Genomic DNA, 12978 nt, shown 5'->3' with positions numbered 1-12978 from the left:
CATACAAGAGCTGACTGAGGGAAGACGTCATGACGCACACTCTTGACCGCACCGCCCGCATCCGCTCCACCTGGCAGGCGGTCTGGGACCGGGGCGAGGTCGACGCGCTCGACCAGCTGCTCGGCCCCGCCTATGTACGCCGCCGCGGGCCCGCCGCGGCCCCCCAGGACCGAGAGCAGTTCAAGGAGTCCATCCGCGCCATCCGCCAGGCGTTTCCCGATCTCCGCACCGAGATCGAGGAGATCGTCGAGGACGGCGAATCGCTGGCGATCCGCTGGCGCAGCACCGGCAGCCACACCGGCGACTTCCTCGGGGTCCCGGCCACCGGCAGGCCGGTCGAGGTCTCCGGCGCCACCTTCACCCGCTTCGACCACGGTGTGGTCAGCGAGGAGTGGGTGACCTGGGACCCGCGCCAGCTGCTGGAGGCGCTCGGGATCATCACCACCACTCAGCAGGCGGCCGTGGACGCCGATGTGGTCCGTGGCGTGCACCGCAAGTTCATCACCGGTGTCACCGTCGTGACCTGCGACGACGACGGTAAGCCCCGGGGGCTCGCGGTGAACGCGTTCGCCAGCATCTCACTGGATCCGCCCATGGTGCTGGTCTGCGTGCAGCGCAGCTCCACGACCCATCCCGCGCTGCACCGGGCGAGCCATCTGGGGATCAACATCCTCGCCGCCGGCCAGCTCGATGTGGCCAAGACCTTCGCCTCCAAGGCCGACGACAAGTTCGCCGGGCTGTCCTGGACCGCCGGTGAGTTCGGCGTCCCGCTGATCGACCGGTCCTGCGCCCAGCTCGAGGTGGAGATCGGCGAGCGGCTGGAGGCCGGCAGCCACACCGTCTTCACCGGCCGGGTGGTGTCCGCCCGCCATGAGGAGCTGGCCCCGCTGGTCTACAGCGGTGGTGGCTTCTTCGACATCTCCCACACCGCGCCACTGCCGTGGTGAGACACCGCCACCCCGGTCCCCGGCGCCACCGGCCCCCCGCCACCCTCTGACGCCCACTCCTCCCGTCCCAGGAGCACGCCCATGACCCACGACGACACGGCGCCGGTGTACGGCAGCGCGGTCACCAAGGTGGAGCCCTTCGGGGTCGACCACATTCCCGACAACGAGCGGCACGGCAAGCCCAGTTCGCAGTTCTTCGTCTGGTTCGCCGCCGGTCTCAACTTTCCCATCATCCTGCTCGGGTTCAGCGCGGTCGGGCTCGGCCTCAGCTTCGGCGCCGCCGTCGCCGCCATCGTGGCCGGCGCGGGTCTCGGCTCGCTGCTGATGGCCGTGATGTCCCGGATGGGCGTACGGCTGGGGGTGCCCCAGCAGATCCAGGCGCGGGGCCCGCTCGGCTTCTTCGGCAACTTCCTGCCGGTGGCATACATCAATGTGTTCGCCGGGGTCGGCTGGGCCGCCGTGACCGTGATCCTCGGCGGCAAGGCCATCGCCGAGCTGACCCATCTGCCCTTCTGGGTCTGCGGACTGGCGCTCACCCTGGTCGAGCTGGTGGTGTCCATCTACGGCTACAACATGATCAATTTCCTGCAGCGGGTGCTGACCTACGTCCTCACCCCGCTGTTCGTGATGATCACGGTGGTGGCCCTGGTGCGGGGCGCGGGCACCTTCGACGCCGATCCGAAGGCGGCGGACTACGTCGGCTCCACCGGTGGCTGGATCACCTTCGGCGGCTGGTTCCTCTCCTTCCTCGTCGCCTGGGCGCCGTTCGCCTCGGACTACTCGCGCTATCTGCCCGACTCGCCGGGCGTGGTGAAGCGCACCGCCTGGTACACCGGGCTCGGCAACTTCGTCACCATCTGCTGGCTCGGCATCCTCGGTGTGCTCCTCGGCTCCAACGCCACCAGCACCGACTCCATCACCGCCCTGCACCAGCTGACCGGGCCGTTCGCCATCCCCGCCCTGATCGCCATCGGGCTCTCCGCGCTCGCGCAGAACTTCCTCAATGTCTACGGCGGCGCGATCTCCGTCCAGACGCTGAAGGTGCCGGTCACCCGGACCCAGGCCGTCACCCTCATCTGCGCGCTGGCGTATGTGATCAGCCTGTGGGGACACTCCGGGACCGAGGACAAGTTCTCGGTGTTCCTCAACCTCACCGCGTACTTCATCGCACCGTTCGCCACCGTGCTGCTGCTCGACTACCACCTGGGCGGCCGCTCCGACCCCAACCGGATCGCCGAGCTGTACGACCGTGGACGGGTGCTCTCCTGGGGCTTCGTCGCCTGGGCCGGCGGGGTGCTGGCCTCGGTGCCGTTCTGGCAGTCCGACCTCTACACCGGGGCGTTCGCCTCGGCGTATCCGCACGCGGGCGATCTGAGCATGTTCGTCGCGGCGGGCGCCTCGGCGGTGCTCTATCTGCTGACCTACCGGCTGCGGCCACTGTGGACGCGGGGCACCCCCGCCACGGCCGAGCCCCAGCAGGAGAAGACGGCGGCGGTGGCGGGCTCCTGACGAAGCGTCGATGAACCGGGGCGGGCGGTGTCGCGAACGGCGATGCCGCCCGCCCTCCGGCGCGCCCTGGCCCTTTCCCGGTCATCGCCTCCGGCGGGAGGGCGCGGGGCGCTCGGTGGGGGCGGGGTCGATACAGCGCGACTGGGCGTGTTCGTACACCATCGTGCTCTGCACATCCGCCACCTCACGGCGCTCGGTGAGGCGGTCGATGACGAACGCGTACAGCCCGTTGGTGTCCGGCACTGCCACATGGATGAGGAAGTCATGGGCGCCGGAGGTGACGAACAGCCCGATGGTCTCCGGCAGCTGGGCGGCCCATTCCCGGAACCCCTCGATGACCGGCCGGGACGGCGGGCGGATCCGCACCGAGATCAGCGCCTGCACGGGACGGCCGACCGCCTCCAGGTCGACGGCGGCGTGATAGCCGCTGATGATGCCGCGCTCCCGCAGCGCCCGGACCCGCTCCAGAGAGGTCGACGGCGAGACCCCCGTGCGCAGGGCCAGCTCGCGATTGGTCTGGCGTGCATCGTTCTGCAGCTCCCGCAGAAGAGCACGGTCGAGTGCATCAAGTTCCACGAAAGCGCTCCTTTGCCTGAGGAAATTCGGCGAGCCGTGCTCCGACTCGGATGGATGGGTACCGTCCACCACATTAGCCATCGACAAGGAGTACCGCTCGTGTCCGTTCCCCAGCTGTCCGACGAGGATGTACGCACCGATCAGTCCACCCGGCAGGCGAAGCTCAAGTGGGTGATCGTCGTGAACGAGGAGCTGCCCGCGGGCCGGGCGGTGAACGCCGCCGCCTGCATGGCCGCCGCCGTCGGCCGGGCGATGCCGGAGCTGCTGGGGCCGGACGGCAGGGACGGCTCCGGCGCCGGCCACCCGGGGCTGCCGTGGGCCGGCTGCTCGATCCTGGCGGCCGGCCCGGCGGCGCTGCGCGAGCTGCGGGCCAAGGCCGCCGAGAAGGACGATCTGTTCCTCGTCGACATGCCCGGACAGGCCCAGACCTCACGGGTCTACGACGAGTACCTCGACAGCCTGGCCGGCACCAAGACCGACGATCTCGACTATCTCGCGGTCAGTATCGTCGGCCCGCGGAACAAGGTGAGCAGGCTCATCGGGAAGCTCCCCCTGCTGCGCTGACCTCCGGGCCACCTGTCGCGGCCGGATCGCCCGGCGCGTAGGGGGCGAGGATGTCGGCGATGGCCCGGTTGCGCGGGGTGGCGACCCCCAGCTCGGCGCCGAGGTCGGCCACGGCCCCGCTGAGCCAGCCCAGTTCCAGACGGTTGCCGCGCAGCAGGTCGTTGTGCATGGAGGACGTCATCGTGGCGGGCAGCGTGTCGCAGAACGCGAGCCGGTCGTCGGCGAAGCCGGGGTCCAGGCCCACCCCCTTGGCCCGTCCCACGGCGACCACCTCGTGCATCACATCACGCAGCAGGTCCCGCGACCCGGGGTTCCCGCGGACCACGCCGATCGGCTGCCGCACCGCCGACGTCGTCCCGGAAAGGCCCACCAGGAAGACGAACTTCTCCCAGATGGTGCGCTCGATGTCCCCGCTGATCTCCGCGTCGACACCGGCCGCGAGACAGCGGTCGAGGAAGTGGCGGGCGCGCGGGGACTCCTTGCGGTCGTACTCCCCGAACACCAGCCGCTGCAGCGTGCCGTTGTGCACCACCACCCCCGGCTCCTCGATGAACGCCGAGATATAGCCGACCCCGCCGAGGACAGAACCCGCCGGCAGATGGCGCCGCAGCTCCGTGTCCTTCTGGACTCCGTTCTGGAACGACACGACCGCGGCGCCGCTCTCGGCGAGGGGCGCCAGCTGCCGGGCGACGTCCTCGGTGTCCCACAGCTTCACCGCAACCATGACCAGGTCCGGGGCCTCGAGGTCGGAAACCGTCGGCACGACCGCCTCGGACGGCACCCGCAGATCCCCCAGCGGGCTGCGCACCGTCAGCCCCTTCTCCCGGATCGCCGCGAGATGGCGGCCCCGGGCCACGAAGGTGACCTCGTCCCCCGCGGCGGCGAGCCGTGCGCCGAAGTATCCGCCGACGCCACCCGCGCCGATGATCGCGATCCGCATGATGTCCCCTCGTTCCCAGCCGCTTAGTAACCCTTCAGACGGTTACTATATTCACATGGATCCCTCGACGGAGCAGGTCCCGCGGCCGCGGGTCACCGCTCGGCTGCGGGCGCTGCGCTTCGACGCTGGCAGCCTCGCCCTGAACCTCGTCGCCTCCCTCGGGCGGCGCGGCAGCACCCCGATCGAGCGCATCGGCACCCTCGACCGGCTGCGGGAGTGGTGCGACGGCGTCGGGCTGCGGCTCCACGACGAGGCCGTCACCGATGAGCTCCTCACCGAGCTGCGGACGCTGCGCGAGGCGGCGTACGACGCGGTGGCGGCGGTCGTCCACGGCCGGGCCCCAGCCGCCGCGTCCGTCGCCCTGCTCAACGACCGGGCGGGCCCCGCCCCACCGCAGCCGCTGCTGATGGCCACCGGTACCGGGGTCGAGGTGGGCGGCGCCGATCGTCCGCTGTCCGGGTGGGAGCTGCAGTCGGCCGTCGTCCGCGACCTCATAGCGGTGCTCGGGGACCCGGAGCGGCGCGAGGCGCTGCGGGCGTGCGACTCCACGCTGTGCACCATGATCTACCTCGACCCCACACCGGGCAGAAGGCGCCGGTGGTGCTCCATGCGGCTGTGCGGCAACAGCGCCAAGGCCGCGAAACACCGGCAGCGGCAGGCGTCCGCCGCCCCGGCCGGGTCCTGACGCCCCGGCGCTCCCAGGGCCGCTGTTTCCGGTGGGCCGCCCGGGGCACCCGAGGTGGCCGGAGGATTGCCGATGGCCGAAGAGAGCGATACCGACCCCGACCCCGCACGGAAAGCACGACACCCCGGCCGGGCCTGCGCTTCCGGGGGAGCGGTGGCCGCCGTCGCGCTGACCGTGGCGACCGGGGCGATGGACGCGATGAGCTTTCTGGCCCTGGGCGGCGTCTTCACCAGCGTCATGACCGCCAATCTCTCCCTGCTCGGCATGTCCACCGCGTCCCTGGACGCGACGCTCGCCCGGGACTCCGCGGTCGCCATGGGCGGATACGTCGTGGGCGCGCTGCTGAGCGGCCGGATCGTCCGCGGCTCCCGGCCGGCCCTGCGGGCCCGGTGCGCGCTCATGGTGGAACTGCTCGCGCTCGGCGGGCTCTGGGCGGTGTGGGCGTCCGCCGACGGCCACCCCGGCGGTGGCCGGCAGCTCGGGCTGCTGGCGGTGGCCGCGCTCGCCATGGGAGGTCAGAGCGGTCTGGTGCGGGCCGTCGGGCCGCCCGGCTTCTCCACCACGTATCTCACCGGCGCCCTGACCGGGGTGCTGGTCGACGCGGTGCGCAGTGGAACGGTGCGCCGGCTCAGCATCGCGCTGTTGGCGGGCCTGGTGGTGGGCGCCGCGGCCGGCGGGCTGCTGGTGGCCCATGCCGCGCGGGCCGCACCCGCCCTGCCGACCGGGCTGGTCGGCCTCGTTCTGCTGGCGTCCCTGACCTCCCTGGCCCGGGATGCCCAGGGCCATCTCTGGCCCCACGCCGAGTAGTCCGCCCCAAGCCCACCCGCTCCGGGGCGGGTTGACCGGTGATTCACCCTTCCAGCGGGGCGTCATCCGATGTCAGACTCGGCCCGTGACCGACTTTGACATGCTTGTGATCGGGTCCGGGCCGGGTGGCCAGAAGGCTGCCATCGCCGCCGCGAAACTCGGTCGCCGGGTAGCCGTCGTCGACCGTAAGGAGATGGTGGGCGGGGTCTCCCTGCATACCGGAACCGTTCCGTCCAAGACCCTGCGTGAGGCGGTGCTCTATCTCACCGGACTGACCCAGCGGGATCTCTACGGCCAGAGCTACCGGCTCAAGGAGGAGATCACCGTCGCCGACCTGACGGCCCGCACCCAGCATGTGGTCGGCCGTGAGGTGGATGTCGTCCGCAACCAGCTGTCCCGCAACCGGGTCGCGATGTTCTCCGGCACCGGGCGGTTCGTGGACGACCACACCGTGGCCGTCACGGACGCCACCGGCCAGGAACAGCTGCTCACCGCCCAGCACATCGTGATCGCCACCGGCACCCGCCCGGCCCGCCCCGCGAGCGTGGAGTTCGACGAGCGGACGATCATGGACTCCGACAGTGTCCTCAACATGGAGCGGGTGCCGCGCTCCATGGTCATCGTGGGCGCCGGGGTGATCGGCATCGAGTACGCCTCGATGTTCGCCGCCCTGGGCAGCAAGGTCACCGTGGTCGAGCAGCGCGAGGGGATGCTGGACTTCTGCGACGTCGAGATCGTCGAGGCGCTGAAGTACCGGCTGCGCGACCTGGCCGTCACCTTCCGCTTCGGCGAGACCGTAGCGGCCGTCGAGCGCCATCCGCGGGGCGCCCTGACCATCCTGGAGAGCGGTAAGAAGATCCCCGCCGACGCGGTGATGTACTCCGCGGGGCGCCAGGGGCTCACCGACGCGCTGGACCTCGCCAAGGCGGGGCTCACCGCCGACCGGCGGGGCCGGATCGCGGTGGACGAGCACTACCGCACCGCCGTGCCGCACATCTACGCCGTCGGCGATGTCATCGGCTTCCCGGCCCTGGCCGCGACCTCCATGGAGCAGGGGCGGAGCGCGGCGTACCACGCGTGCGAGGAGCCGGTGAACCCGATCCACCACCTCCAGCCGATCGGGATCTACAGCATCCCCGAGATCAGCTTCATCGGCCGCACCGAGGACCAGCTCACGGACGAGAAGGTGCCCTTCGAGGTCGGGGTCTCCCGCTATCGCGAGCTGGCCCGGGGCCAGATCGTCGGCGACGGCCACGGCATGCTGAAGCTGCTGGTCTCCCCGGAGGACCGGCGGCTGCTCGGAGTGCACTGCTTCGGCACCGGCGCCACCGAGCTGATCCACATCGGCCAGGCCGTGATGGGCTGCGGCGGCACCGTCGACTATCTGGTCGACGCGGTGTTCAACTATCCGACCTTCGCCGAGTCCTACAAGGTCGCCGCGCTCGACGCCACCAACAAGATGCGCGAGGTCGACCACCTGCGGGACTGACCCCCGGCCCACGGCCCTCCTCCGCACCCCACTCCTGAATGTCTCTTTTGGGATACTGGGAGACAGACTGGGAGGAGGGCTGAGATGACTCGCGCAGTCGGAATCGACCTGGGTACCACGAACTCGGTCGTATCGGTCCTGGAGGGCGGCGAGCCGACCGTCATCACCAACACCGAGGGCACCCGGACCACCCCCTCGGTGGTGGCCTTCGCCAAGAACGGCGAGGTGCTGGTCGGCGAGGTCGCCAAGCGCCAGGCGGTGACGAACGTGGAGCGCACCGCGCGATCGGTCAAGCGCCACATGGGCGAGGACCGGTGGCGGTTCCCGGCCACCGGCGACGTGGACGGCAAGCGCTACACCGCGCAGGAGATCTCCGCGCGGGTGCTGCAGAAGCTCAAGCGCGACGGCGAGGCGTACCTCGGCGAGGACGTGACGGACGCCGTGATCACCGTCCCCGCGTACTTCAACGACTCCCAGCGCACCGCCACCAAGGAGGCGGGCGAGATCGCCGGGCTGAAGGTGCTGCGGATCATCAACGAGCCGACGGCCGCTGCCCTGGCGTACGGGCTGGACAAGGAGAACGACCAGACCATCCTGGTCTTCGACCTCGGCGGCGGCACCTTCGACGTCTCGCTGCTGGAGATCGGCGAGGGGGTGGTGGAGGTCAAGGCCACCAACGGCGACACCCACCTCGGCGGCGACGACTGGGACCAGCGGATCGTGGACCATCTGGTCTCCCGCTTCGGACACGGCTACGGCGTCGACCTGGCCAAGGACAAGATGGCGGTCCAGCGGCTGCGCGAGGCATCCGAGAAGGCCAAGATCGAGCTCTCCGCGGCCAGCGAGACCACCATCAATCTGCCCTACATCACCGCCTCCGACCAGGGCCCGCTGCACCTGGACGAGAAGCTCACCCGCTCGCAGTTCCAGCAGCTGACCGAGGACCTCCTGGAGCGCTGCAAGGCCCCCTTCCACCAGGCGATCAAGGACGCCGGAATCAAGACCGCCGACATCGACCATGTGATCCTGGTCGGCGGCTCCACCCGGATGCCCGCCGTGACCGGCCTGGTCAAGGAGCTGACCGGCAAGGAGCCGCACAAGGGCGTCAACCCGGACGAGGTCGTGGCGATCGGCGCCTCCCTCCAGGCCGGTGTCCTCAAGGGCGAGGTCAAGGACGTCCTGCTGCTGGACGTCACCCCGCTGTCCCTCGGCATCGAGACCAAGGGCGGCATCATGACCAAGCTGATCGAGCGCAACACCACGATCCCGACCAGGCGCTCGGAGGTCTTCACCACGGCCGAGGACAACCAGCCGTCGGTGCAGATCCAGGTCTTCCAGGGCGAGCGCGAGATGGCCGCGTACAACAAGAAGCTCGGGATGTTCGAGCTGACCGGGCTGCCGCCCGCGCCGCGCGGGGTGCCGCAGATCGAGGTGGCCTTCGACATCGACGCCAACGGCATCATGCATGTCTCCGCCAAGGATCTCGGCACCGGCCGGGAGCAGCGGATGACCGTCACCGGCGGCTCCGCGCTGCCGAAGGACGACATCGACCGCATGATGCGCGAGGCCGAGAGTTACGCGGAGGAGGACCACAGGCGCCGCGAGGCCGCCGAGACCCGCAACCAGGCCGAGTCGCTCGTCTACCAGACCGAGAGGCTGCTGCGGGACCAGGCCGACAAGGTGCCTGGAGACGTCCGGCAGGAGGCCGAGGCGGCGGTCGCGGATCTGAAGAGGGCGCTCGAGGGCGAGGACACCAACGCGATCCGCGAGGCCACCGAGCGGACCGCCACCGTCGGGCAGAAGATCGGCACCGCGATCTACGCCCAGGCCCAGCAGTCCGGCCCGTCCGACGGCGGCGGATCCAGCGGCTCCGCGGGCGGCCCCTCCGGCGACGGAGGGGACCGGGCCCACGCGTCCGAGGACGACGTCGTGGACGCGGAGATCGTCGACGACGAGAAGACCGGGGACGAGCCCAAGGGCGGCCCCCGCTGACCGTCACTGCTTCCTGGCCGGCTCGCCCCGCCGCGCCGATACCTCCACGAGTTCCGAGCGCCCCTTCGCGTTGAGATGCAGGATCGGAATGGCCTTGTTGCGCGGATTGCCGTTGTTCTGGAACGAGATGAACCCACTCGCCCCCGGTACCTGCTGACGGCTGTTCATCTGGTGGAACATCCGCGCCACCGACTCCCCGGTCACGTCGCCCAGCGCCGCCATCTGGATGCCCTGGGCGGCGGTGAGCACCGCGTCATGCGCCATGATGGCCTGGCCGTCCTGGTGCTGGTCGTCGGGGAACCACTTGGCCAGCAGCCCGCCCGGCTGGAAGTACCGGGCCGACGGGCGGGAGACGGAGTCGGGGTCCTCCTGCCACATATCGGGGTGCGCCAGGCCCGTGTAGAGCACCCGCACCTTGCTCTCGGCGGCGTGGGCCAGGTCGTCGGCGGTGAGGTTGGTGGTGTCGTCGCCGGTGATCACCATGAACTCCCGGTCCTGGCACGGACGGTTGGCGATCGCGTCCAGGAACCGGGTGAGGTGCTTGCCGCGGCCCGCGAAGAAGACCGCCTCCGGCTTCTGGTCGCACAGCTGCCCCGGCATATAGCGCAGCTCGTTCTCCCAGGCGCCGCGCACCGAGGAGTCATAGGTCATCCTGTCCGCCACCAGCTGGTGGCCCTTGATGTCCTGGAAGACCTTGGTGAAGGCGTCACCCAGCGTCTTGGCGTAGTAGTTGTCCGGCGCGTCGTCCTGGACCACCACCGCCCGGCGGACCTTCTCCTCCTTGAGATACGCGGCGGCGGCGTACGCCTCGTCCACATTGGTCGGGGAGACCCGGACGAGCCCCTTGATGCCCTCTATGTTGGTGGCCGTCATGGTGCTGGCGACCAGGGCGAGACCGTTGCCGGACAGCCGCCTCAGCGCGTCGAGGTTCTGGGTGTCGCTGGGGCCGAGCCCGGTGACCGCGACCAGCTTGTCGTCGGAGGTCTTCCGGTCGATCAGCTCATCGACGGTGTGCTCCCAATGGGCCGCGCTGCTGCCCATATTGGCGATCAGCAGCTTGATCTTGGGGGAGGAGGAGAGATCGCCGCGGTTGTGCCGGTGCTGCGCCAGATACGCGCCCTCGAGCTCATGCCGGACCGATTCCTCGGAGTTGCTGTCGTCTTCGGTCAGCGTGAACGAGGTCATATAGGCGACGCTGACGTACTTGGCACCCTTCTCCTCCACCCGGTCGTTCTCTTCTTTGATCTTCTTCTCCACGGGCCCCAGGTGGTCGGCGAAGGTGTACGAGCCGTCGGTGACGCCCACGCATTCGCGGTCGTCGCCCATCTTGACGACGCCGTCACCGCACCGCGCCCGCCTCTCCTGGATCCAGTTCACGGTGAGCGGGACCGCCACCGCGAGCACGGCCAGAACGATCACGCCGATCACCACTCGGCGCACGATGTGCAGCGGCCATTCCAGTCTCGGCACCGGTCTCACCCCTCGCCCGCGCGCGTCAGCGGATGGCGCCAGTGGCGGTACCGCTCCGCCTCGTTGAACAGGGCCACGATGTCGTTCCTCCGCAGTCGTGAGAGCTGGTTGAAGCCGTCGGCGATCATGTCGTTAAGCCGCATCCCGGGGTCGGCGAGCGGATCGCTCCACACCCAGCGCGCCGTGATCAGCTCCCGGATCACCGAGGCCGTGGTGACCGCCTCCGGGGGTTCGTCCGGGGCGAGGTCGGCGAGCAGCTCCAGCGGTCCGCCGGCCTGGCCCAGCCGGTTGGGGGCGGCCGTGATGGTGTTGAACTCGCTGATCCACTGCGCCGCGGGCACCGCCGGGAAGCGCTCCACCAGATACCCGGTCACCTCGTCGATCCGCTCCGCCGCCAGCCGGTGGTACATCTCCTGGACCGGCCGGCCCTCGGACCTGAAGTGCTCGGCCAGCAGCTCGTGCACCGCGTCCCAGTCGTCCGGACGCCCGGCCAGCCGCCACAGCAACAGCCGCCGCAGCCAGGGGTGCAGGGCCGGGGTCACGGTGCCCGGACTGTGCAGCAGCCAGCGGTCGCGGACCTCGCCGAACAGCGAGTCGCCCGAGCCCAGCAGCCGGGTGCCGATGGACAGATCGCGCGCCGCGGCGCTCTCCTCCAGCGCCATCCGCCGCGCGGGGTCGAAACCGCGCAGCAGATGGTCCAGGGCGGCCTCCGCCAGTGTCCGGGTGTCCTCGCCCTCCCGTGGCGTACGGTCCGGCAGGGTGCGCAGCCAGCGGTCCTGCTCGGCGCCGTCCTCGACCGGCACGGACGAGTGCCGGAGCAGCTCCAGGACCAGGCTGACCGCCCGGGGGAGCCCCGCGGTCAGCCGGTGGACGAAGGGCGCGAGCCGGGTGAACGGAGCGAGGTCGGGGTGGTGGCGCAGCTCCAGCTCGATCCGGATGCGCACCTCGTCCAGATTGAGGTCGCGCAGCCGCAGCGGATACCACCAGGTGTCATCGCTGTCCCGGCCCGGCCGGTGCTCGCTCCAGTCCGCCAGGGAGGCCCGGTCCGGACCGCGCAGCCGCCACGGCCACTGGTCGCCGGTGGCCGGGCCCCAGCGGGGCAGCCACCGGTTGGAGCTCGCCACGACGGTGAGTGGATCGCAGTCGGCGCCCGCCACCACGGCGTCGTCATGGCGGGCCCGGATCAGCAGATCGAGAAAGCGACGGCCGTACTCCGTATGGGAGTTGTCGAGCAGCAGCAGATACGAGCGGGGCATGAACGAGTGGCGCACATTGCCGCGCATGTCCTCCAGCAGGGCCGAGAACAGCACCCGGTCCAGCCGCTCCTGATCGTCCTCGTCCCCGTCGTGGCGCCACAGGTTGAGCTCGACCAGCGCCTCCCACGGATCCCGGCTCCGCAGCAGCGGATGGCCGCCGTACCAGGCCGCGCTGCTGGTGAACTTGCGGCCCGGCAGCCGCCTCCGGCCGCGCCGCAGCGCGTCCCGCAGCAGCGCGAGCGCCGCCGTGGAGGCGCCGTCGGGAGCGCCCACGGCGCCTCCGGCCACCTCGAAGAAGGCGGCGAGATAGTCGCCGTAGCGCGCCTCCGCCTGCTCCTGGAACGCGTCCAGCTCCCGCCGGATGTTGCGCCGCCCCTCCGCCAGGCTCGTCATCCGCAGCTGGTGGTCGGAGGCGAGCAGACCGAGCGTCAGCCGCGGGAAGTGCGAGCGGCGGTAGCGCGGCAGCTTGCGCTCCAGCTGGCGCGCGAGCAGCGCCAGGGAGTACCGCGGCAGCAGGGACTGCTCACCGCCGACATTGACATACGCGAACGGCGTCTCGGGGCCGAACTTCTCCATCAGCGCGCCATGAGCGTCGCTGGCCCCACTGCCGCGCGGCCCCAACAGCATGATCACCGGCCGCTCGTCCGTGGGCTCCAGCCTGAGACACTCCCCGACCAGACTGATGATCCCGCTGCGGCCTCTTAAGCCCACACCCATTCCGGATTCCGCCACGTGCCCCCGTC

Annotated in this window: 11 protein-coding genes; 7 read left to right on the top strand and 4 right to left on the bottom strand. The window is 70.5% G+C overall.

The window, feature by feature from the left end:
* Nucleotides 1–29 precede the first annotated feature (29 nt).
* Complete coding sequence (locus tag J2Z30_RS14305) at nucleotides 30–947, top strand: flavin reductase (RefSeq protein WP_044567840.1); 918 nt, start codon at nucleotides 30–32, stop codon at nucleotides 945–947.
* 81 nt (nucleotides 948–1028) lie between these two features.
* Complete coding sequence (locus J2Z30_RS14300) at nucleotides 1029–2456, top strand: purine-cytosine permease family protein (RefSeq protein ID WP_044567839.1); 1428 nt, start codon at nucleotides 1029–1031, stop codon at nucleotides 2454–2456.
* Between the two features lie 81 nt (nucleotides 2457–2537).
* Here J2Z30_RS14300 and J2Z30_RS14295 read toward each other — a convergent pair whose 3' ends face one another.
* The gene (locus J2Z30_RS14295) at nucleotides 2538–3032 is read right to left on the bottom strand and encodes an Lrp/AsnC family transcriptional regulator (RefSeq protein WP_044567838.1); all 495 of its coding nucleotides are present in this window, start codon (nucleotides 3030–3032) and stop codon (nucleotides 2538–2540) included.
* Nucleotides 3033–3131: 99 nt separating this feature from the next.
* Between J2Z30_RS14295 and J2Z30_RS14290 the strand changes: the two genes are divergently transcribed.
* Nucleotides 3132–3596 carry a DUF2000 domain-containing protein gene (locus J2Z30_RS14290; protein WP_044567837.1) on the top strand — a complete coding sequence of 155 codons (465 nt, stop codon included), beginning with the start codon at nucleotides 3132–3134 and terminating at the stop codon, nucleotides 3594–3596.
* Here J2Z30_RS14290 and J2Z30_RS14285 read toward each other — a convergent pair.
* Nucleotides 3568–4536 carry a ketopantoate reductase family protein gene (locus J2Z30_RS14285; RefSeq protein WP_044567836.1) on the bottom strand — a complete coding sequence of 323 codons (969 nt, stop codon included), beginning with the start codon at nucleotides 4534–4536 and terminating at the stop codon, nucleotides 3568–3570. The genes J2Z30_RS14290 and J2Z30_RS14285 overlap by 29 nt on opposite strands.
* 55 nt (nucleotides 4537–4591) lie before the next feature.
* Here J2Z30_RS14285 and J2Z30_RS14280 point away from each other — a divergent pair, with 55 nt between their 5' ends.
* The 4 genes from J2Z30_RS14280 (at nucleotide 4592) to dnaK (ending at nucleotide 9509) form a co-directional block, all read left to right on the top strand.
* Nucleotides 4592–5221, top strand: a complete 630-nt coding sequence (locus J2Z30_RS14280) for a CGNR zinc finger domain-containing protein (RefSeq protein WP_044567835.1) — start codon at nucleotides 4592–4594, stop codon at nucleotides 5219–5221.
* A 72-nt stretch (nucleotides 5222–5293) separates the two neighbouring features.
* Nucleotides 5294–6028 carry a YoaK family protein gene (locus J2Z30_RS14275; RefSeq protein WP_044567834.1) on the top strand — a complete coding sequence of 245 codons (735 nt, stop codon included), beginning with the start codon at nucleotides 5294–5296 and terminating at the stop codon, nucleotides 6026–6028.
* 85 nt (nucleotides 6029–6113) lie between these two features.
* Nucleotides 6114–7517, top strand: coding sequence for a Si-specific NAD(P)(+) transhydrogenase (sthA, locus tag J2Z30_RS14270; protein WP_044567833.1), 1404 nt, complete (start codon nucleotides 6114–6116; stop codon nucleotides 7515–7517).
* A gap of 84 nt (nucleotides 7518–7601) precedes the next feature.
* Nucleotides 7602–9509, top strand: coding sequence for a molecular chaperone DnaK (dnaK, locus tag J2Z30_RS14265; protein ID WP_044567832.1), 1908 nt, complete (start codon nucleotides 7602–7604; stop codon nucleotides 9507–9509).
* 3 nt (nucleotides 9510–9512) lie between these two features.
* Here dnaK and J2Z30_RS14260 read toward each other — a convergent pair whose 3' ends face one another.
* Together J2Z30_RS14260 and J2Z30_RS14255 are read right to left on the bottom strand one after the other, a co-directional pair.
* Complete coding sequence (locus J2Z30_RS14260) at nucleotides 9513–10979, bottom strand: ABC transporter substrate-binding protein (protein ID WP_044567831.1); 1467 nt, start codon at nucleotides 10977–10979, stop codon at nucleotides 9513–9515.
* Between the two features lie 5 nt (nucleotides 10980–10984).
* Nucleotides 10985–12967, bottom strand: coding sequence for a hypothetical protein (locus J2Z30_RS14255; RefSeq protein WP_308279931.1), 1983 nt, complete (start codon nucleotides 12965–12967; stop codon nucleotides 10985–10987).
* Nucleotides 12968–12978 lie beyond the last annotated feature (11 nt).

This window comes from Streptomyces iranensis (genome assembly GCF_017874715.1).
GTDB lineage: Bacteria > Actinomycetota > Actinomycetes > Streptomycetales > Streptomycetaceae > Streptomyces > Streptomyces iranensis.
Note: the sequence above shows the minus strand (reverse complement) of the source record. Positions and strands in the feature narration are given on the sequence as shown.